Below are 22,447 nucleotides of genomic sequence, written 5' to 3' on the forward strand. Positions count from 1 at the left end.
CAAAATCCGCAAAGGTTAGCTCAAACCAGGAATCTATCTTTTTGTTGATTTCTAATCTTATTTTAAGCTCCTAAGAAATTGTTTATTCCAAATAAAAAAATCCATTTATAAAAACAGTAGCAATTTAATTATTTAAGAAATGTATTTCAAAATTAGTTATTAACATTAAGAATTAATGTTTCGTAAATCGTAAAATGATAAAAAGTTTGTTGAATGTTGAAAAAATATTGTAAAAGCTTAATTATAAAGCTTTTGAAGTTTCAACTTTCTGTCAAAAATGGTTCAACAATCAATTTTTTATTTAAAAAGAAACTTTTAACTAGTATTCAAGTTTCAATACATTTTTTAATTGTTGACGTATTTTTGACAATGTGTTGAATGAATAATCTCTTTATTTAAAAGATATTGCGAAGTTTTTTCAACATTCAACAACAAAATCCTTTTTTAAAAATCTAAAATACCTACCTTTTTTATTTATAAAATCATTTTCAGGATAATTACTTTGAATACTACTATTTGAATTATAAAATTTATATGAAGAATTTTTTTCAATACATATATTAAATTCATTTTGAATTACCTTAGCAATATAAATTGAATTTGAGTTAATATTTTTTGTTTTTAATAAGTCTAAAATGTCTTTTGAAGAATAACAAAGTTCATCTACATTAAAAAATTCAAAATTTTCAATTAATAATTCTCTTATTTCACTTTCAATAAGGGTTTTATTTCCTAATTTTAAAACTTGTAATGCGTTGGTATAAATCTGCTCAGGACTAAACCACATTCTTGAAACTTTAGGACTTTCAATTTTTCTATTTTCTAGAAAGTGAGCAAATGCAGGGATTTCAGATTTTAAAACTTCTAATAAATTAGGATTCTGTTTTTCTAAAGGTTCAATTTTTCTAACCCAATATCTGGTTTCGTTAGCATCAATTTTAATAAATGAATCTTCATTGTTGGAACATAAAACAAACTTTCCTATAAATTCAACTTCTTCCTTGTCTTTGCCTTTAGCTTCACTTTTATAATAATTAGAAGTTGAAAGGTTTTTAATTCTTTCACTATCTTCTTTTTTATCCAAAAAAGTTTCATCTATACAGATTAATAGTTTACTTGCCCAATCTGAATTAAAATTGCTTCTAAAATCTTCATTTGTATTTAATGTAACATTGGTTTCAAACAAATGTTTTAAAAGGTTTAAAAAAGTTGTTTTTCCTGTTTCTCTTTCTTTACTAACCAAACAAAGTATGGGTAATTTTTGTTTTGGTTCTTTCCAAAGTAGGTTTAAATAATCTAAACCTAAGTTGTATTGTTCGTTAAATATATGTTTCAACAATTGTTCAATAGTATTCCATGAACCTTCTTTTGGTTCATAACTTAACTTACTATAATTGTTATAATATCCATTGATAACCTGTTGATAATTAGAATGAGAAGGACAAACACAAAATCCATAGAACTTACTAATTTTATTTGCAACATCTTTGCCTAAATCATCAATGATTAAATGCTTTTTCCATTTTCTCAATATTCTAATTGTGTCGTATGTAAATGGTTCATTACATATTCTATAATATTCTGTACCAATTCTTAAATAATTATTGATTGAATCCATAGTTTAAAATTAAAGTTCCAGTTTTGTTGTTATTGATATTTCTTTTATGGTTTATAATTAAAACCTGTACTTTACTCATTTCACAGTCTAAAACAAAAAGTTTGTTGACTTCATTGGCTAATTGAATAAAGGTTTGTGAATTAGATACCAACAAAAGTTCAATTATTGTTTCTAACTTTTGTTTGATATTGTTTATCCAATGAATTAAAATTAAATCTCTATTATACTCTAATTTTAGTTTAGAAATATCAGTTAGAATGTTTGTTAAATGAAAGTTTACATCGTTAACAATTTCATTTGATGGTTTTAAAATGTTTTCCATAACTATAAAAGGTTAGAATTGAATAATTGTTCAACTTCGCTTCTTTTATACAAAACTTTGTTTCCAATTTTGTAAACAGGAATGACCTTGTCTTTGGTTAATTGCCAAAGTTTGACTAAGGAAATTTTGAGAAGATTGGCAGTTTCTGCTCTACTTAGTAAATCATTTTGATTTTCTGCTTTGTTGTTTAACATCAAATCCTTGATTTGTGTAACAACGCCCGAGATGATTTCATTTTTGAATTCATCTGGGATTTCGATTTTAAAATTTAAAATTTGTTCCATAATTAATATGATTTAAAAAATTTTTAAACAATATTAATTAAGTTAAATTAATGCTTGTTGGGTATTGGGTGGTATTGGGTGGTATTGGGTAGTATTGGGTAGTATTGGGTGGTATTGGGTGGTATTGAATTAATATTTAACAAAGAACATTATGATTTATATTTGTTCTATCGCTTAAATGTAAATTAATTATTAAAGTTGAATTAATAGAAATTAACAGAATAATATATCAAATAGAATCAAATTATGGGGAACAAAACGGGGAACAAATTAAAATAAAAAAAGCTCTAATTCCTTTTAAATAAAGGGTTAGAGCTTTTTTATTGTGCGGGTGAAAGGACTCGAACCTTCACACCTTGCGGCACCAGATCCTAAGTCTGGCGTGTCTACCAATTTCACCACACCCGCAGTGGATATTGGACTGCAAATATAGAAACAATGCAACTAAATCCAAATTTTATTTTGTAATTTTTTGATTATTTTGTTTTTGATATTTTTTTTATATATTGCGCATTGCCAACAAATCTTCAAAAAACATGAAAAATAACTACTTAAAGTACTCAAAATTTACTTATATTTTATTTTTTAACTTAATTTTTTGCTTTGTTTTTTCTCAAAATGAAAAACAAGTAGCTGAAATCATTAAAGAGTATGATATGGTTAAAGCCAATCAATTGCTTAAACAGTTTCAGCAAAAAGAATTAAAAGAAAAAAGGGAAGTAGCAGAATATGCTAAAAAATACAATATTCCAATTTTTAAAGAAAATCCAGATCAATCATTTGATCAGTTAATGCGAATTGATCAATCAGGTATTCCAATTTACTACTCCATTTATAATGCTGAAGCGGCTATTTCTACTAGAGTGCCATTTTTAAGAAGTGGTGGTGGATTAGGTTTGAATTTAACAGGAACAGGTATGGTGCCTAGAATGTGGGACGGCGGACCTATTCATGCTCACAATGAGTATTCAGGTAGAATAAATTTAGTAGATAACACGGTACGAAATACAAATAGTTTTCATGCTATTCACGTAATGGGAACAATTATGGCAACAGGTTTGTCGGCTGCTGCAAAAGGTATGGCGCCTAATGCAACTTCAAGGTCTTTTGATTGGGATAATGACGAATCAGAAGCTATTTCAGAAGCAATGAATGGGATGTTGTTGTCTAATCATTCATACGGAGTTCCGGTTTCTTCTGTTTCTACTACACCATGGTATATTGGTGCTTATTCAGCTGAAGCTTACAATTGGGATGTTATTGCTTATACTTTTCCTTATTATTTGCCAGTTATGTCGGCAGGTAATGATGGCGGAACAACTAATCCGAGTCCAACAACAGCTGGATATGATAAATTGAATGGAAATAAAAATGCTAAAAATATAGTAACTATTGCCAATGCTCAAGACGCTACTGTGGATGCTTCAGGTAATATTACAGCAGGAGGAGCAATACATTCCTCGTCAAGTCAAGGTCCGTCAGACGATAGAAGAATCAAGCCTGATTTAACAGGTGATGGAGCTGGTACAGGAGCAGGAATTTATTCTTGTGGAAATGGAACGGGAACTGGTGGTACTGTAACTCAATATACAACAATGTTAGGTACATCAATGGCAGCACCTAATATTACAGGAACTTTAACTCTAATTCAACAACACGCAAATAATGTAAATGGTAAGTTTCTCAGAGCAGCAACTTTGAAAGGCTTAGTATGTCATACAGCTACGGATAGAGGAAATGCTGGTCCAGATGCAAGATACGGTTGGGGTTATGTGGATGCAAAAAAATCTGCTGAAACAATTACAAATAATGGATTGACTTCTTGGATTTCTGAAGAAACTTTAAATCAAGGTCAAACGTTTACAATGCAAGTGGTAGCTACTGGAGGGACAACACCTTTATTAGGCTCAATATGTTGGACAGATGTTCCTAGTACTTCAAAGATAAATACTGGAACTTTAAATGAATCTTTGCCTGATTTAACAAATGATTTAGATATTAGAATCACACAAGGAGCAAATACTTATTATCCTTGGAGATTACAAAGTAGCGCAACAGCTCTAGCATTAAGAGATGGTGATAATATAGTGGATAATGTAGAAAGAATTAATATTGATGCGCCAACAGCAGGAACTGTGTATACAATTACAGTCACTCACAAGGGTACTCTTGCAGACGGACCTCAAAAATTTGCACTTGTTGTAACAGGTATTACTTCTAATTTTACTTTTAAAACATTGGCAGATACAAAAACTATTTGTTCTAATGCTGGAAATGCTGTTTACAATTTTTCAATGACAAAAATTGGGGGTGCTAATGTTACTATGAGTGCGGCCAATGTTCCAGCAGGGGCAAGTTTGAGTTTTAGTCAGTCTACATTTTCTGCTAATGGTACTTTTGATGTAACTATTAGTAATTTAGCTTCGGTTGCAGCGGGTACTTATACAATAGATATTATTGGTAACAATGGCTCAGAAACAGAAATAAGAAAGATTTATCTAACTGTATATCATCCTACATTTGCAAATCCTGTTTTATTAACTCCTGCAAATGGAGCAACTGGGATTACTACATCTACGAATTTAACGTGGCAAAATGATATTAATGTTACAAGTTGGGATGTGGAAGTTTCAACAAGTCCAACTTTTGCTTCTCTTGCCTATTCTGGGAATGTTACATCACCAAGTTTTAGTTTAAATAGTTTGGCTTCTCAAACAATATATTATTGGAGAGTGAAGCCTAAAAATGGTTGTGCTAATGGAAATTTCTCTGCAGAAAGAAGTTTTCAAACGGCAATAATAGACTGTTCGCCAGCTGTTTTCAATGGAACTATTGTTGATGGTACATTGGAAACAACAGCGAATGGCGTTGGTACAGCAACAGTTAATGTAACAGGTGGGCTTACTATTGGTAAAATTACAGCATCAGTCAATATAACACATACTTATGTTCAAGATTTGACCATAACCTTGACTGGACCTGCAGCTATTGGAAGTCCGGTAATTACACTTCAAGAAGAAGCTTGTGGAGGGCAGCCCGATATTAATTGTACTTATGATGATAATGGTGTTGCTCCAGCTTGTAGTACAACTTCTCCTGCAATTTCAGGTACAATTAAATCCTTTGAAGCTTTAGCAAATTTAGACGGATTAGCGGCAAACGGAACGTGGACATTAACTGTAAATGACCCTTACAATGGAGATGGTGGCACCTTGAACGCATTTAGTTTAAAAATTTGTAATAAGCAAGCTATTACACCTGTTCCAAATCTAGTTACAAATACAATAAATGTATTAACAAATTCTACCATTGCAATTTCAAATACTGAAATGAATGCGACTTCTACAGCTCAAACGGATGTTCAACAAACATATACAGTTTTAGAGTTGCCATCAATTGGGACATTGAAAAAAAGTGGTGTAAATTTAAATGTAGGTACTACCTTCACTCAAAAAGATATAAATGATGGAATCGTTACTTATACCAATTCACAACCAACTCCAGCAACTACTTCTTTTAGAGTTGATGTTAAAAATGTAAATAATGGATGGGTGCCAAGTAGATCTGTAAATATTAATATTGTATCATGTGGAAGTACTATTTCTTCTTGGAACGGTACAACTTGGTCAAATGGAGTTCCTTCAAGAACAGTTGCTGCTACATTTGCGGGTAATTACACTTCTACGGGCGATTTAGAAGCGTGTTCAATCACGGTTAATTCAGGAGTAAATGTTACTATTGGTTCTGGACATACTTTTGTGGTTGGAGGGTCTGTAACGGTTAATGGTACGGGTACTTTAACAGTGAATAATAATGGAGCATTACGTCAGTTAGATGGTGCTGCTGTAAATACAGGAAACATTGTTGTTAAAAGAGATTCAGCGCCTATGGTACGATTGGATTACACAGCTTGGTCGTCACCGGTTTCGGGTCAACAATTACAGGCATTTTCACCAAATACTTTACCAACGAGATTCTACCAATATTTATATACGGGTACTACAACACCTACGGCTTATCAATCAGTTTCACCAACAACTAATTTTGTGGTTGGAAAAGGATACATGATTAGAGCTGCGGATAACTGGCCAACAACCTTAACAACGTTTAATGGTCAATTTACAGGAGTTCCAAACAATGGAAATGTGTCACAACCGGTGGGTGTAGGGTATAATTTATTAGGAAATCCTTACGCATCACCAATTGATGCACGTGCATTTTTAAGTGCTAATCCATCAGTAGGTACGTTATATTTCTGGACGCACACAGTTGCAGCAAGTGGAGGTGTTTATCCGGTTAATAATTATGCTTCTTATACTACTTTAGGAGGTACGGCTTCTGCAGCAGGAGGAGCAGTGCCAAATGGATTTATACAAACAGGTCAAGGATTCTTTGTAAATGCTACTGCAGCTGGGAACTTAAATTTCACAAATACCCAACGTGTCAATGCAAGTTCAAGCACACAATTCTTTAGAACATCAAATGCTGCTGTTACACAAGAAGTAAATAATGAAGTACATAGAATTTGGTTAAACTTAAACGATGTATCAAATAATTATAATCAAATATTAGTGGGTTATACTAATGGTGCTACCAATGGATATGATCATAGTATTGATGGAGAAGTGTTAGATAAGAGTACTACGATGTTGTATAATGTAATTAACGATACAGAGTATGTTATTCAAGGAAAAGGATTGCCTTTTGCAGATACAGACGAAGTAGCATTAGGATTAAAAGCTACGGCAGCGGGTACTTACACTATTTCATTAGGAAATGTAGACGGATTATTTGCTTCACAAGATGTTTTTGTAAAAGACAATGTGACAAATATTATCCATGATATAAAACAAGCGCCATATGTGTTTACAACAGAAGCGGGTACTTTTAATACTAGATTTAAATTAGTGTATAAAAATACAGTAATGTCTAATGAAGATTTTGTACCAGCCGACCATATTGTAGTTTTTGTTCAAAATGATGTAGTAAAAGTTGATTCTACACAAGAGATAGCTTCGGTTCAGGTGTTTGATGTGTTAGGAAGAAACATTTATACTAATGATAAGGTGAATGAGAAAACACTTTCGATAGCATCGATTGCCAATAGAAATCAAGCATTAATTGTAAAAGTTGCCTTAACAAATGGACAAACAATTGATAGAAAAGTAATTAAATAATATAAATAGTAACTATTTAACAAAAGAGCCTATTATTAAATAGGTTTTTTTGTTTTTTTTTCGTTTTTATTTGCTTTCATCTATTATTTTGTTATTTTTTTTTATATTTGTTCATCCCAAATTACAAAATATGAAACATAACTATCTTAAATCTAGATTGTTGTTGGCTTTTTTCTCTGTATTGATTTATTCTTGTAATAAAACAGAGGATACTAACATTAAAACTTCTGATTCAAAACAAAAATCTGTTAGTGAAAAAACAGAAATTAAAGCGACGAATAAAGTTGATTTTATTCAAAACGCAGAGTCTAAATTTGTTCAAAAAACAAATTTAGAGAAAGCTAATGTTTTTGCTAGCAATTCTTTAGCGATCAATGATGCTGCTGTCAATACTATTGTAGAACAAGAAAAAACAATTTCTGCATCTGAGTTAGATTCAATTGAAAAGATTCGAGAAAAATACCATAATCTTGTCAATTATTCGCCTTTAAGGAAAAGAATGCACTTGCCGAAAAAGGAAAGAAAAGCCATGGGTTTACCTCCAAATGCTTATAATGAACAAGAATGGTTGTATACTGCTGATCCAAATTTAGGTAGACCAACTCCAGAAGTTGTGTTGGATTTACAGAAGTCATTAGACAAGCAATTAGAAGAAGGAAGAGTTCCTGGAGATGGTTTAGATAACCAATGGGTAGAAAGAGGTTCAAACAATGTTGGAGGGAGAACAAGAGTGTTAAGATTTGCAACTGGAAGTACAACTAAAGTATTTGCAGGTGCAGTTAGTGGTGGTTTATGGATAAACAATGATATTACAAGTTCTACTTCTTCTTGGGTTCAAGTATCTGGTGTTCCTAGTAATATGGCTGTAACATGTATGACAGTAGATCCACAAAATTCAAATATCATGTATATTGGAACTGGAGAAGTTTATACTTGGGGTGCTGTAAATGGTAATGGTGTTTATAAATCAGTTGATGGAGGAAATAATTGGCGTTTAATTTATTCGTCTCCTGTTGGTTCTACAGTTGCAAATCAATTAACCTATATTCAAGATATTGTAGCTTGGTTAAATCCGTCAACAGGTTTAACAGAGGTTTATTTTGGTGCTGATGCTATGGCATATACTGAAGAGGTTACCAGTGGTTCAGGTGGTGCTGGTTGGTCTTATTTAGGTTCTAATACTGTTGGATTGTATAAAAGTACTGATGGAGTGAATTTTGTCAGACAAACGAATGCTTCTTTGTACAGTACAGCAGGAACAAAATTTGTAGCGCCAAATTCTTTTGCAATTGATCAGTCTGGTGACTTGTATATGGGTTCAAAATATAGTTTTGCAACTGGAGAAGGTGGAGGAAGAATATACAAATGTACTAATGGTACAGATTGGACGTTAGTAAGAACTTTAGCATCTCCAAATGGTGATGGACGTGTACAGTTAGTGGCGTCAAAACAAAGAGATGGATATATGTATGCGCTTTGTGAAGATAATACTACTAGTTTGCCTAAAATTAGAAGAACTACAGATGGTTGGGCAACTATTTCTACAACTATTGCTTTACCAGTTAGTAGTGGGAATCAGCCCCCTGCTGCTACAGATTTTACTAGAGGTCAGGCTTTTTATGATTTAATGATAGGAATGAATCCAACAAATGATAATGAAGTTTATGTTGGAGGAATTGAAATCTTTAGAACAACTACTGCATTTACGGCGACGGCTTCTTCCATGTGGACACAGTTAACGGATTGGACGTTGAATCCTAGTGCGACAGGTAATGGTGCTAGTTTGGACGGTGTACACTCGGATCATCATGTAATGGCTTTTTGTCCTACTCAAACATCACGTGTAGTGTTTGGATGTGATGGTGGAGTGTATTACTCAAATGACTCTGGTACAAATATTGGAGAAAGAAACAAAGATTATAATGTTACTCAACCTTATAAAGCTGATATAAGTACTGCTTCTGCAGCTACAACTCGTTTAATTTCTGGATTACAAGATAATGGAACTCAATTTGCGCCAAATGCAACTGCTGGTGTGAATTCTACAACAGAAATTTATGGTGGAGATGGTTGTTGGGTATTCATTGAAGATACTGATGCTTATGTGGTTTCATCGTATGTTTATAATACTTATGGTAGACATAGTGCAACAACAGGAGTACAAACTTATACAATTGCTTCTAATCAAAATGACGGTGATTTTGTAAATCAATGTGGTTTGGATAGTGTTAATGATAGATTATATGCAAACGGAACAACTGCAACACCAACCTATCAAATTTACAAATATGATTTAGGTGCATCTTCTGCAACAAGAAGAATATTAACAAATGCATTATTAAATGATATCCCAACATTTTTCAAACCAATGCCTACTACTACTACTTCAGTATTGGTTGGTTTGGCTAATGGAAGATTGTTAAGGTTAGATAATGCTGCATTAGCAAGTACTGCTGCAAATATTAGTGCAATTACGTGGACAAATATTGCTGATCCAACATGGACTGGAGCAATATCGGATATTCGTTTTGGAAATACTGAAAACGATATTTTTGTAACGTTCCATAATTACGGTGTGCCAAGTGTATGGTATTCATCAAATGGAGGTACATCATGGCAGAATAAGGAAGGGAATTTACCTAATATGCCTGTAAAATGTATTTTACAAAATCCAAACGCTACAAATGAAGTAATTGTTGGTACAGAACTAGGGGTTTGGTATACTGTTGATTTTAATACTGCTTCGCCTACATGGAGACGCGCTAATAACGGTATGAAAGATGTTAAAGTGTTAAATTTTGAATTCAGAGCATTAGATAATACTATTGTTGCTGCAACTTTTGGACGTGGTGTGTGGACAGGACAATTCTGGCAATGTGGAGCATCTACTAAAACTTGGAATGGTACGGCTTGGTCACCAACGGGTACTCCAACAAGTAAAGATGCAGTAGTTTTTGCAGGAAACTATTCTTCAACAGCTAGTTTAGATGCGTGTTCCGTAACTGTAAATACAGGTGCTAACGTTGTGTTTAACTCTGGTCACACATTAAGAGTTGGTGAAAATGTTACCGTTAACGGAACAGGAACTTTAACTATTAATAATAATGCAGCTTTAGTACAATATACAAAACATGCTGTGAATACTGGTAATATTATTGTAAAGAGAAACTCTGCAAACATGATTCGACAAGATTATACAGCTTGGGGATCTCCTGTTGCAGGTCAGAATTTATTAGCTTTCTCTCCAAATACAATTGCAACTCGTTTTTACGAATACTTATACACAGGTACTACTACTCCAACAGCTTATCAGTCTGTTGTACCATCAACAAATAATTTTACAACGGCTAAAGGTTTTATGATTAGAGTTGATAATACTTGGACTTCTACTGCGCCTGGTGCGGCTTATCCAGGTCAATTTACAGGTGTGCCAAATAATGGTAGTATTACATATGCGGTTGGGCAAGGGTATAATTTATTAGCAAATCCGTATGCGTCTCCAATTAATGCAAAAACATTTTTAATAAATAATCCGAAAGTTGACGCATTATATTATTGGACACATACCGTTCCAGCAAGTGGAGGGGTGTATCCAACTAATAATTATGCTTCCTATACTATGTTAGGAGGGGCGGCATCTGCCAATGGAAGTGCTGTGCCAAATGATTATATTCAAGTAGGACAAGGGTTTTTTGTAAAAGCAGCTACTGCCTATACTGTTAATTTTGAAAATGAGTTTAGAGTTGATGCAACTAATTCTACGCAATTCTTCAGACAACAACAATCTGTTACAAGAGCAGATGAAAATGTAGAGAAACATAGATTTTGGCTAAATTTAAATGATGCTACTCAAAAACATAATCAAATATTAGTGGGTTATATGGACGGTGCTACTGATGGTGTAGATAGAAAAATTGATGGATTAGTTTTTGATACTTCGAAAACAATGTTGTATAGCTTAATTGATAATAAAGAATATGTAATTCAAGGTAAAGGATTGCCATTTAATGATGAAGATGTGATTAAGTTAGGTTTTAAAGCTATTGAATCTTCAAATTATCAAATTAATTTAGAACAAGTTGATGGATTGTTTAGTAATCAAGATATCTATTTAAAGGATAATTATACAGGAAGTATTGTTAATATAAAAGAATCGTCTTATTATTTTATATCAGAAATAGGTACATTCAATGATAGATTTGAAATTATATTTAAAAAGAAACAATTGAATGAAGTTTCAGAGAATGCTAATGAAGTTGTTTTAATTACTAACAATCAATCGTTAACTGTTCAATCATTTAAGAATAATGTTAGTGAAGTAGAGGTGTTTGATTTATTAGGTAAATTAATTTATACAGCAAAACCAAATTCTAAAGAATTTACAATTAATACAACTGCTAAAAATCAAGGTTTACTAGTGAAAATGACATTAGAAAATGGAGAGAAAGTAGTTAAGAAAACTGTATTTTAATTGAAGTAATATAGAATACTAAAAAAGGCTTTGAAATTTTCAAAGCCTTTTTTTTATTTATTTAATTCAGCAAAATATTTATAAAATAATGGAATCGTTTCAATACCTTTTAAATAATTGAAAACGCCATAATGTTCGTTTGGTGAATGAATAGCATCACTGTCTAATCCAAATCCCATCATTATGGTTTTGCTTTTTAATTCTTGTTCAAATAAAGCAACAATTGGTATACTTCCTCCTGAACGAACAGGAATTGGTGTCACGCCAAATGAATCAGAATATGCTTTTGAAGCAGCTTGATATCCGATTGAATCAATAGGGGTTACATAGCCTTGCCCGCCATGGTGTGGAGTTACTTTTACTTTAACGGCTTTTGGTGCAATACTTTCAAAATGTTTTTGGAATAATTGTGTAATTTCTTCCCAATCTTGGTTCGGAACCAATCGCATTGAAATTTTTGCATAGGCTTTACTTGCAATGACTGTTTTTGCTCCTTCGCCAGTATATCCACCCCAAATTCCATTAACATCTAATGTAGGACGGATAGAATTTCTTTCGTTTGTAGTATAACCAGTTTCGCCATATTCTTCAGCAATATCCAATGCTTTATTATACGCCTCTTGACTAAATGGTCTTTTTGCCATTTGTGCACGTTCCTCTAGAGACAATTCTTCAACACGATCATAAAAACCAGGAATTGTAATATGATTGTTTTCGTCGTGTAATGAAGCAATCATTTTGGTCAAAACATTTATTGGATTGGCCACAGCACCACCGTATAAACCAGAATGTAAATCTCTATTTGGACCAGTTACTTCTACTTCTACATAACTCAAACCTCTTAATCCAGTTGTGATAGAAGGTTGGGTGTTAGAAATCATACCCGTATCAGAAATTAAAATCACATCATTGGCTAATTTTTCGTGGTTACGCTCTACAAACCATCCCAAACTTTTAGAACCTACTTCTTCCTCTCCTTCAATCATAAATTTCACGTTACAAGGAAGGCAGTTGTTTTGAACCATATATTCAAAAGCTTTCACATGCATGTACATTTGACCTTTATCATCACAAGCGCCTCTTGCGAAAATAGCACCTTCTGGATGTAATTCAGTTTTTTTGATTACAGGTTCAAAAGGAGGAGAGTCCCATAATTCAATTGGATCAGCAGGTTGCACATCATAATGACCATAAACTAAAACAGTAGGAAGTTTTGGGTCAATAATTTTTTCGCCAAAAACAATAGGATAGCCAGGAGTTTCACATAACTCTACTACATCACATCCTGCTTTTTCTAAACTGTTTTTTACCGCATTTGCTGTGTCGATAACATCCTGAGCATAAGCACTATCTGCACTTACTGAAGGAATTTTTAATAATTCAATTAATTCATTTAAAAAACGTTCTTTGTTTTCTTGAACGTATTGTTTTATGTTTTCCATGGTTGTTTATTGTAAAAGTCAAAGATAAGTATTTGTCTTTTAATTATTTGTTTTTTGTGGTTTCAAAAAAAGTTGTACATTTGCACCCTTAATAACCGAGGTCGAGAACCTCAAATTAATCAATTAGATTATGTCAGTAAAAATTAGATTACAAAGACATGGTAAAAAAGGGAAACCTTTTTACTGGATCGTAGCGGCAGATGCTCGCTCAAAAAGAGATGGTAAATTCTTAGAAAAATTAGGAACTTACAATCCAAACACGAACCCAGCTACTATCGATTTAAACATTGATAAAGCTGCTCAATGGTTATTCAATGGTGCACAACCTACGGATACTGCTAGAGCAATTTTATCTTACAAAGGGGCGTTATTAAAACACCACTTAGATGGGGGGGTAAGAAAAGGTGCTTTAACTCAAGAACAAGCAGATGCTAAATTAGCCGCTTGGTTAGAAGAAAAAGCAGGAAAAGTAGCTACTAAAGAAACTGGTTTAGCAAAAGCACAAGCAGATGCTAAAGCAGCGGCATTAAAAGCTGAAAAAGAAGCAAACGAAAGACGTATTGCTGCTCAAGCTGAAGCTGCAAAAGCGGCAGAAGCTACTGAAGAGGTAGTTGAGACTCCAGAAGTTGAAGCTGCTACTGAAGAAGCACCAGCTACAGAAGAAAACAACGAAACAGAAGCTTAATATAGTGCGATAATGCGTAAAGACGAATGTTTCTATTTAGGCAAAATCGCTAAAAAGTTTAGTTTCAAAGGCGAAGTTCTATGTTATTTAGACACAGATGAGCCTGAAATGTATCAAAATTTGGAATCAGTTTTCGTTCAAATGAATCGAAATCTGGTTCCATTTTTTATTGAACAATCTTCCCTACACAAAGATAAATTCCTACGGGTAAAATTTGAAGAAGTAGATTCAGAAGCTGATGCTGATAATCTTTTGGGATCTGAATTGTATTTACCACTGACTTTATTACCTCAATTAGAAGGCAATCAATTTTATTACCATGAAATTATTGGTTTTAAAGTGGTTGATCAACGTTTAGGTGACATTGGAACGATTCATTCCATTATTGAAAATACTGCACAACCTCTTTTTGAAATATTCAAAGGAGAAAAACAAATCCTTATTCCTATGATTGACGATTTTATCGTAGAAGTGAATCGTTCTAAAAAGGAAATTACCATGAATACTCCAGTTGGATTAGTGGATTTGTACCTTGAATAAAACGCAATAGTTGAAATTTAAATATGTTTCAATTCAAACAATTTGCTATAAAACAAGACCGCTGTGCCATGAAAGTTGGAACGGATGGTGTTTTACTGGGCGCATGGACGCCATTAATTAATCATCCATTTTCAATTTTAGACATTGGCGCAGGTACAGGTTTAATTGCTTTAATGTTAGCACAAAGAAGTCAAGCTGAACACACGAGCCCTAGTGGCGAACTGGCAACGCAAATTGATGCAATTGAAATTGATGCCGATGCGTATGAACAATGTGTGGAAAATTTTGAAAATTCACCATGGAATGATCGCTTGTATTGTTACCATGCAGGTTTAGATGAATTTGTGGATGAAGTAGAAGAGTTGTTTGATGTTATTGTTTCCAATCCCCCTTTTTATACAGATGAATTTAAATCGGGCGATGAAAAACGCGATTTTGCTCGGTTTGAAGACGCATTGCCTTTTGAAGAATTAATTGAAGCTGCCGACTTTTTTCTTTCTGACACTGGAATTTTTTCAGTTATTATTCCTTATAAAGAAGAAGTACGTTTTGTGCAGTTATGTCAAGAACGCGGGTTGTTTCCTTTAAGAATTACGCGTGTAAAAGGTACACCAACAACAGAAATTAAGCGAAGTTTATTGGCTTTTACTCGAATTCAACAAACGCCTTTGATTGAAGAGTTAGTGATTGAAACGGCACGTCATCAATACACTCCAGAATATATTGAATTAACAAAAGATTTTTATTTGAAGATGTAATTATTCTACTTGAAACAGGCTTCTGAACTGATAAAATAACCGTTCTAATAATCTTAAATCTTCAGTGATTATATCTGCTGTTCCACTCATTTCTTGCTGGAATACAATTTCTTTATGATAAGATGTTTTCAGCCCTTTGCTTAGAATCACATCAAGTATTAAATTTCCTTCTTTGTCAGGAATTAAAGACATGTTTTGAACTTTACCTTTTAAAACTCCAAATTCTGTATCAGGATAATTAGCCAATCGAATATTGACTTCTTGACCAACTTTAAGTTTCCCTGCATTTTGAGCAGGAGCTTTTACTTTTGCAATAAAAGCTTTTGATTGTTGTGGTACAATTGAGAACAAAATTTCACCACCTTCAATATTTTGATTCACCGACCAAATTTGCATAAAACTCACTATACCACCATTTTTAGACACAAAAGCATAATTCAATTCCCATTCTTTGATGGCTTTCTTTAACTGAAAAAATGCTTGAATAAGATTTCTGTTCAACGATGAAATTTCTTTAGTTTCATTAATTTCTGTAGTCTTCTTTGATTTGTTAAGTTCATTAATAGCTGATTTAGTTTGTGAAATTGAACTCTGTAGGTTTTTAAAATTTTTTTGGGCTTGTAAAAAAGCTAACTTGTTTTTTTCATATTCTTGTGATGAAACCACTCCCTTTTTATATAAACTCTCATACCTTTGAAAATCTTGTTTTTGTAATTGCAATTCAATTTCTGAAATTTCTTTTTGAGAAAGCAATAATTGTAATCTATCTTGTAATTGAACTTGTTCTAACGATTGTGCTGATTTATCTACCTGATAGGGTTGCAATTTTTTAAGTAATTCGTCTGCTTGATATTCTTTTTGAAACAAGGCATATACATTTTCTAATTCACCTAACGAAGTCCCATAAAATTTTTCAAAAGGGAATTTATTTTCAAAAGTATATTTATCTACAATGTTTTTCAATTGAAATACAACTTTATAATCTGCCGAATTTTCTAGAATTGCTAAAACAGTGTTTGGAGTAACAATAGACTTATCTTTTGTCAAAATTGCTTGAATTTTACCCGAAGCTTTAGCAATTAACTTTTCTGGAGGTTGAACAGTGGTAATAGAAACAGGTGCCGTGACTACAGTAGGATATTTTATTAGCCAGCTTAAAAACAAAACAAGGACCATAATTGCAAGAATAACCATTGATCCATAACGCAATAATCTACTTGGTATTCGGGTTAATAGTTCTTGAACTTCCTCGCTTCTTAATTCTATATTTTCATCTTTGTTTGGCATAATTTAATTTCCTAATTGTAATTGATTCTTAACTAAATTGTAATAACTTCCTTTTTTAGCTACTAATTTTTCATGATTTCCTATTTCAATAATTTTACCTTTTTCAAGAACCACTATTTGATCGGCATTCATAACTGTACTTAATCTGTGAGCAATAATAACTACTGTTTTTTCCTGAAAAAAATGGTTCAACTTCTCCATAATGACTTTTTCATTGTTCGCGTCCAAGGCAGAAGTTGCTTCGTCAAAAAATAGCATTTCTGGATTTTTATAAACGGCTCGTGCAATTAATAAACGTTGTTTTTGTCCGGTACTCATACCCACGCCTTCTTGACCTATTTTAGTATTAAACCCTAAGGGATATTCTAAAATAAAATCTTTAATATTAGCAACATCTGCGGCATATAACAAACGTTGTTTGTCTATTATGCTTTCGCCAATGGCTATATTATTTGCAATAGTATCATTAAAAATATAGCCTTCTTGCATTACTGTTCCCACATGCTTACGCCAGGCTTTTTGAGAAATATAATTCAAATCGGTAACACCATATTTTATACTTCCTTTTGACGGTTCGTAGAATTTTAACAACAATTTCATTAAAGTAGTTTTGCCACTTCCACTTGTTCCAACTATAGCTGTAATTTTATTTTTAGGTATTGTTAAATTCAAATCTTTAATAACCTCCACATCCGAACCAATATATCTAAAATTGACATTATCCATTGTAATATCATCATAATTATGTATATCATGTACTTGTCCTTTTTCTTGTTGCGTTTCATCTTCTTTATCATGAATTTCCGCTAGGCGAGCTAAGGAAATTTTAGCATCTTGCCATTCCCTAATAAAACTAATTAATTGCACTACTGGGCCATTTAGATTACCTACAATACTCGTTATAGCCATCATCATTCCTAAAGTAATTTGACCGTCAATTACTAATTTAGCTGATAAGAATACTATGATGATATTTTTTAATTCATTAATAAAATTGGAACCAATGCTTTGTGTTTGTTCTAAGGCCAATCCTTTCATAGAAACTTTAAACAAACGAGCTTGTATGTATTCCCAACCCCAACGTTTTTGTTTTTCAGCATTATGCAATTTAATTTCTTGCATACCATTAATAAGTTCCATGACTTTACTTTGCTCTTGACTTACTTCAGCAAAACGTTTATAGTCTAGAGTAGCTCTTTTTTTTAGAAATAGGGTGATCCAAAAGAAATAAGCGATACTTCCTAAGAAAAAAACAGCAAATATTTTCAGATTATAATAGGCTAAAACACCACCCATAATCAACATATTAAATACTGAAAATAGTGTGCTTAATGAAGAAGTAGTTAAAATACGCTCAATACGATGGTGGTCATTAATACGTTGCATAATATCACCGGTCATTCTCACATCAAAAAATGAAATGGGGAGATTCATTAATTTGATGAAAAAATCGGAAATTAATGAAATATTAATGCGTGTAGAAAGATGCAATAATATCCAGCTTCTTATCAATTCTAAAGCCGTTTTTCCAAAAAATAAAAATAATTGTGCAACTAAAACAATATAAATAAAATTGATGTTTTGATTTTGAATCCCAACATCGACTACACTTTGTGTTAAAAACGGCAATACTAATTGCAGTAAACTCCCCGCTAATAAACCAACTGCTAATTGAATAATAAACGACTTGTATTGCCAAATGTATTTTGACAGTAAACCAAATCCAAATGTTTTTTCTTCAATATCGTTTTCTGATTGGTGAAATTTAGGAGTAGGTTCTAATAGCAACGCAATACCTTCTTCAGTAGTTTCGTTGGCATTATTTCCAATCCAAAACTTCAAAAATTCTTCTTTTGAATATTCTAATAAACCATGAGCTGGATCACTTACTATAGCCCCCCAACCCCGAAAGGGGGATTTTTTATAACCGAAAAGTTTAGACACAAAGCTTTTCAGCCTCCCTCCTTTGGAGGGATTGAGGGAGGCTAGCACTACATAATGGTTATTGTTCCAATGTAAAACACAGGGAAGTGGAGCTTCTTGTAATTTTTCTAAAGATAATTTAACGCCAAGAGTTCTAAATCCTATGTTCTCCGCAGCTTCACTTAGGGTTAATAAATTACTACCCTCACGAGTAGTTTCAGATAACTCCCGTAAAGTTTGAATGTTTAAAGTTCTACCATAATGTTTGGCAACGATTTTTAAACACGTTGGGCCACAGTCTTTAGAATCAGGTTGCTTGTAGTGGGGAAAATTCATTTATTCAGAAATATATTTATCTAATTCAAACTCACTCATTAAACCTACATAAGATTTAATTACTTTCATATTTTTATCTAATAACAAGGTATAAGGGATTGATTTACTTAATTGAAAAAAGATTTCTATTTTTTCATAATCATTAGACTTTTCATTTACTATGAATTGTTTCCAAAGCATATTTTCTTTTTCTAAAGCGTTTTGCCACAATTGCTCGTTAGAATCAGTAGAAATAGAAACAAACTCTACTTTGTTTTTATATTTATTATAAATGTTTTTTAATCCAGGTATTTCTTGCCTACATGGTCCGCACCAACTAGCCCAAAAAACTACCAAATGTTTATCATATTTACTGTCAAGTACTTTTTCTATTTTTCCTATTTTATTTTTTAGAGAAGGTGATGTATTAACTTTCTTTTCTAATCGTTTTTCATTATATTTTTTTAGTTTATTGAAAGTCTCGCTTTGAGTAATTTCTCCTTTAAATGATTTTAAAAAATTATTTACTTGAGTAGGTGTAAAACTATTTCTATTATCATTAATACTAAATAACAAATGATAAGAATTTGGAAACTCTTTTATTTTTAATAATACTTTATTATATGTGTTTTTATTAATATTATCAAACAAATCTCCATCTACATTAAATAAAGCATTAGTTTGATAACCAGCTTTAATTCTAGGAAAATCTACAAACTTTGTTTTAGTATTTTTTTGTATTCCTATTGGACAATATTCTGTTAACTTACCTTTAATAATTATAGTTGAATCTGACATAAACAAAGCAGAATTATATTTTTTATTATTATACTTTGCACTTGTAGGAAACCCTGTCAACATAAACACACCTTTTTTATCAATATGATGTAAACCCATATATATTGGTTCGTTGGATTTTAAAGTATAACTAAAATTAAATTTACCATTTTTTGTAATTACACTATCTACCTTGTCATTGTAAGACTTTTGAGATAAATATATAGTTCCGTCGGGTAGATTAGAAATATCACCCTTAATAATAATTATTTTTTCATTATTTGTACATGATGAAAACACTAACAAAAAAATAATAAATAAGATGTTTCTTAACTTTTTAAAGTTATTCATTTATAAAAAATTTAAATGAATAATGGAGAATAAAATTCTCCATTATAAATATTAACAATAAGAACTACCTCCGTTTGATGTTAATGGGACAGAATCTCCTAAACCAACGTTGCAATAAGAACGAGTTGTAGGATATGGCGTACCATTAATGTAATTATAGTCAACAGTTATAGAGCATGTTCCTGTGTACGTAACTGAGGTGCCATTTGGGCTCATAATTACTAACTTGCAAGATCTTGAACCATAGGCTAATCCTCCATTTACACTTTTTTGCTCATTTCTAGAAAGTACTTGAACACCTTCTAAATTTAAAATTGATTTTTTCATATTAAAAAAATTAAATATTATTAATCTCTTAAACATTTAAAGTCAATTAAGAGTTTTGACTATCGTTGCAACAATATTTTTAATCGTCTACAAAATAGAAGACATCTTTTAAATCATAATTTTCATTTAATAAAAAACCATTGAAAACTCTAACCGGAGCATAATGAAAATCATTTTGCAAACACCAATTGAATTGATTTTTTATTTCTTCAATTTCATTTTTTGTTGATATAACTGTCATTTCCCATTTTTCCTTCCACTTTTCTATTTCCATGTTTCTAATATGCCAATCTATTAGAGCATTTTTATAATCCCCGTTAGAAGAATGTAATCTCAGAATAATAAATACAACATCAATAAAAGGATTTTCATTATTATTAACATTTACATTAAAACCAATTTTAAGATTATAGGCTTCTGGAAACTTTTCAATAATTTCTATTGATTCTTTAAATGCTTTATGACAATGCGGACAACTTGGACTAATAAAAAGTATTATTGTATTTCTCGCATTTTCATTTCCTAATTCAATCAAATTTAAGTTTGCTGAATTTAACTCAACATTTTTAGAAAGCTTTTCAAATATTTCCTTATCTCTTTTGAAACGGAGTAGAGCATTATTTTGATTTTGCAAATCATTATTTTTTAAAATATTTTTTTTAATCACTTTCCAAAACATGTAAACTATTAACATTAAAAAGAAAACATTAAAAACATCAACAAAATCTACTTTTGGTGAATTAAAATTTAAGAGAAATAGAATTGAGTTTAATATTATTACAAAAGAAACAGATAAACATAGTACACACCATTTCTTAGCTTTGAATTTCTGATAATAAATCGAATATAAAATAACTGGTGATGATAATAAACTTAACAAACCAATTATCTCAATCAGATTTGGAAAAAAAACTTGTAATAAAAATGAAAAAGAAAAAAAGAGTATTGGTAGGTCTACAAAACTTAAATGTTTTTTAAATATTTCTGTATTAGATTTTATAATATCGTTACAAGAAAAATCATTCCCATAATTACAAAATTTAGACTCAATATCTTTACTACCACTAAAAAAAGACTTATTTATTTCCAATGATAGAAACAAACCAGTTAGAGAAAGAATTAATTGAACTATTGTATAAAATGAATTATTCTTTAAAAGAACTAGACATAATCCTATTATCGCTAACAAAATAAAATTACTATATCTTGAGTCATTTTCTTTAGTTGTTGGGCTTTCATTTTCTTCAACTAATAGAATTAAACCCGTCCAAAAAACAGTAAGAGATTGAAAACTATACTGCTTTCTTTTAAAATTTTCATTAGATATAAAAAATTCGTCATCAACTTTTTCAATAATAAAAAAGTCGTTTTTATTATTTACAACCAATTCAGCTACAAATTTATTTGGTAAATTATTAATGTTGTTAAACGGAACGTTGGCAGCAACATTTTCAATTCCAACTAGATTTAGTGAGTCTGTTATTGCTAGTAAACTAGGATAATTTGGGTGAGAATAATAATTGTTTTTAAATTCATTTAATTTATGGTTAAATCCAAGTCTATGAAGGTAAGCAATAATGGTGTTTAACATGGCTTAAAAAATTATTAGTAAGTTAACGTTGCTTTGGTTTATTTATTTTTTATTTATTAAGTGTATTTTCTTGCAAATATATTTTTTTATTTTAAATATGTAATAAAATTCATTGTTTTTTAAAATTTAAAAAAAGATTTAAATAGGGATAGAATTGGATAAATATTATTTTCTTAATTAAATTAAATTTTGAATTGCTATATAAATAGTTCAATAAATCTAACATTTTAACCTACTTATGTTGGAAATTATATATTTTTATTCACTAAGCAAAAGAATACTAGCTTAGAGCATAAAAAAACAAACAAAACACACAAAATATTATGACATCGCTACTAATTAAAAGTTTGCGTATACAACACAACTATTAAAAAGCAATACCATAAGCTACAAATGAAAAATTAAAACTTTAATTTATGAAACCAGATTTATTTCAATCGCCTTATTACTACTTGTTAGACGATTTACTTTCAGAAGAACATAAATTAGTGCGTGATGCTGCTCGTGTTTAGTTTAAAAAGTAGTTACTTCATTTATAGATGATATTACATAATATTTAAAATATCCGAAAAAATATAA

General features: G+C 31.3%; 14 protein-coding genes and 1 tRNA gene. 5 read left to right on the plus strand and 10 right to left on the minus strand.

All coding sequences use genetic code 11. From position 1 onward, the window contains the following. Nucleotides 1–418: 418 nt before the first annotated feature. The 4 genes from KQS_RS00935 to KQS_RS00950 form a co-directional block, all read right to left on the minus strand. Complete coding sequence (locus tag KQS_RS00935) at nt 419–1,618, minus strand: primase-helicase family protein (protein ID WP_014387329.1); 1,200 nt, start codon at nt 1,616–1,618, stop codon at nt 419–421. Next, entirely contained in the window at nt 1,602–1,940 is a 339-nt protein-coding gene (locus KQS_RS00940) for a hypothetical protein (protein WP_014387330.1), read from the minus strand. The genes KQS_RS00935 and KQS_RS00940 overlap by 17 nt, the downstream gene beginning before the upstream one ends. Before the next feature lie 2 nt (nt 1,941–1,942). Next, nucleotides 1,943–2,224, minus strand: a complete 282-nt coding sequence (locus KQS_RS00945; RefSeq protein WP_014387331.1) for a helix-turn-helix domain-containing protein — start codon at nt 2,222–2,224, stop codon at nt 1,943–1,945. A 326-nt stretch (nt 2,225–2,550) separates the two neighbouring features. After that, nucleotides 2,551–2,632, minus strand: a tRNA-Leu gene (locus KQS_RS00950). A 128-nt stretch (nt 2,633–2,760) separates the two neighbouring features. Here KQS_RS00950 and KQS_RS13895 point away from each other — a divergent pair. After that, the gene (locus tag KQS_RS13895; protein ID WP_014387332.1) at nt 2,761–7,401 is read left to right on the plus strand and encodes a S8 family serine peptidase; all 4,641 of its coding nucleotides are present in this window, start codon (nt 2,761–2,763) and stop codon (nt 7,399–7,401) included. Between the two features lie 130 nt (nt 7,402–7,531). Continuing rightward, on the plus strand, nt 7,532–11,872 hold the full coding sequence (locus KQS_RS13900; RefSeq protein WP_014387333.1) for a T9SS sorting signal type C domain-containing protein: 4,341 nt from the start codon (nt 7,532–7,534) through the stop codon (nt 11,870–11,872). 53 nt (nt 11,873–11,925) lie between these two features. Here KQS_RS13900 and KQS_RS00965 read toward each other — a convergent pair whose 3' ends face one another. Then, nucleotides 11,926–13,314 carry a dipeptidase gene (locus tag KQS_RS00965; protein WP_014387334.1) on the minus strand — a complete coding sequence of 463 codons (1,389 nt, stop codon included), beginning with the start codon at nt 13,312–13,314 and terminating at the stop codon, nt 11,926–11,928. A 130-nt stretch (nt 13,315–13,444) separates the two neighbouring features. On the opposite strand from KQS_RS00965, the gene KQS_RS00970 reads away from it, so the two are divergent. The 3 genes from KQS_RS00970 to KQS_RS00980 are packed head-to-tail and all read left to right on the plus strand — an operon-like array spanning nt 13,445 to nt 15,297. Then, nucleotides 13,445–13,999 carry a 30S ribosomal protein S16 gene (locus KQS_RS00970; protein ID WP_014387335.1) on the plus strand — a complete coding sequence of 185 codons (555 nt, stop codon included), beginning with the start codon at nt 13,445–13,447 and terminating at the stop codon, nt 13,997–13,999. A gap of 12 nt (nt 14,000–14,011) precedes the next feature. Next, entirely contained in the window at nt 14,012–14,539 is a 528-nt protein-coding gene (gene rimM, locus KQS_RS00975; RefSeq protein ID WP_014387336.1) for a ribosome maturation factor RimM, read from the plus strand. Nucleotides 14,540–14,562: 23 nt separating this feature from the next. Further along, a complete protein-coding gene (locus KQS_RS00980; protein ID WP_014387337.1) occupies nt 14,563–15,297 on the plus strand; it encodes a tRNA1(Val) (adenine(37)-N6)-methyltransferase in 735 nt (244 codons plus the stop codon). Here KQS_RS00980 and KQS_RS00985 read toward each other — a convergent pair whose 3' ends face one another. From KQS_RS00985 to KQS_RS01005, 5 genes are all read right to left on the minus strand, one after another. Further along, a complete protein-coding gene (locus KQS_RS00985) occupies nt 15,298–16,584 on the minus strand; it encodes an HlyD family secretion protein (protein ID WP_014387338.1) in 1,287 nt (428 codons plus the stop codon). A gap of 3 nt (nt 16,585–16,587) precedes the next feature. Next, a complete protein-coding gene (locus KQS_RS00990) occupies nt 16,588–18,843 on the minus strand; it encodes a peptidase domain-containing ABC transporter (RefSeq protein ID WP_014387339.1) in 2,256 nt (751 codons plus the stop codon). Next, a complete protein-coding gene (locus KQS_RS00995) occupies nt 18,844–19,950 on the minus strand; it encodes a TlpA disulfide reductase family protein (RefSeq protein ID WP_014387340.1) in 1,107 nt (368 codons plus the stop codon). A gap of 51 nt (nt 19,951–20,001) precedes the next feature. Beyond that, on the minus strand, nt 20,002–20,277 hold the full coding sequence (locus KQS_RS01000) for a hypothetical protein (RefSeq protein WP_014387341.1): 276 nt from the start codon (nt 20,275–20,277) through the stop codon (nt 20,002–20,004). 79 nt (nt 20,278–20,356) lie between these two features. Beyond that, entirely contained in the window at nt 20,357–21,868 is a 1,512-nt protein-coding gene (locus KQS_RS01005; protein ID WP_014387342.1) for a thioredoxin domain-containing protein, read from the minus strand. Between the last annotated feature and the right edge of the window lie 579 nt (nt 21,869–22,447).

Origin of the sequence: Flavobacterium indicum GPTSA100-9 = DSM 17447 (assembly GCF_000455605.1) — a bacterium.
GTDB classification, from domain to species: Bacteria; Bacteroidota; Bacteroidia; order Flavobacteriales; family Flavobacteriaceae; genus Flavobacterium; species Flavobacterium indicum.

Coding starts and splice junctions, on each gene's coding strand:
- KQS_RS00935 (WP_014387329.1), bottom strand. CDS start 1,618: ATGGATTCAATCAATAATTATTTAAGAATTGGTACAGAATATTATAGA.
- KQS_RS00940 (WP_014387330.1), bottom strand. CDS start 1,940: ATGGAAAACATTTTAAAACCATCAAATGAAATTGTTAACGATGTAAAC.
- KQS_RS00945 (WP_014387331.1), bottom strand. CDS start 2,224: ATGGAACAAATTTTAAATTTTAAAATCGAAATCCCAGATGAATTCAAA.
- KQS_RS13895 (WP_014387332.1), top strand. CDS start 2,761: ATGAAAAATAACTACTTAAAGTACTCAAAATTTACTTATATTTTATTT.
- KQS_RS13900 (WP_014387333.1), top strand. CDS start 7,532: ATGAAACATAACTATCTTAAATCTAGATTGTTGTTGGCTTTTTTCTCT.
- KQS_RS00965 (WP_014387334.1), bottom strand. CDS start 13,314: ATGGAAAACATAAAACAATACGTTCAAGAAAACAAAGAACGTTTTTTA.
- KQS_RS00970 (WP_014387335.1), top strand. CDS start 13,445: ATGTCAGTAAAAATTAGATTACAAAGACATGGTAAAAAAGGGAAACCT.
- rimM (WP_014387336.1), top strand. CDS start 14,012: ATGCGTAAAGACGAATGTTTCTATTTAGGCAAAATCGCTAAAAAGTTT.
- KQS_RS00980 (WP_014387337.1), top strand. CDS start 14,563: ATGTTTCAATTCAAACAATTTGCTATAAAACAAGACCGCTGTGCCATG.
- KQS_RS00985 (WP_014387338.1), bottom strand. CDS start 16,584: ATGCCAAACAAAGATGAAAATATAGAATTAAGAAGCGAGGAAGTTCAA.
- KQS_RS00990 (WP_014387339.1), bottom strand. CDS start 18,843: ATGAATTTTCCCCACTACAAGCAACCTGATTCTAAAGACTGTGGCCCA.
- KQS_RS00995 (WP_014387340.1), bottom strand. CDS start 19,950: ATGAATAACTTTAAAAAGTTAAGAAACATCTTATTTATTATTTTTTTG.
- KQS_RS01000 (WP_014387341.1), bottom strand. CDS start 20,277: ATGAAAAAATCAATTTTAAATTTAGAAGGTGTTCAAGTACTTTCTAGA.
- KQS_RS01005 (WP_014387342.1), bottom strand. CDS start 21,868: ATGTTAAACACCATTATTGCTTACCTTCATAGACTTGGATTTAACCAT.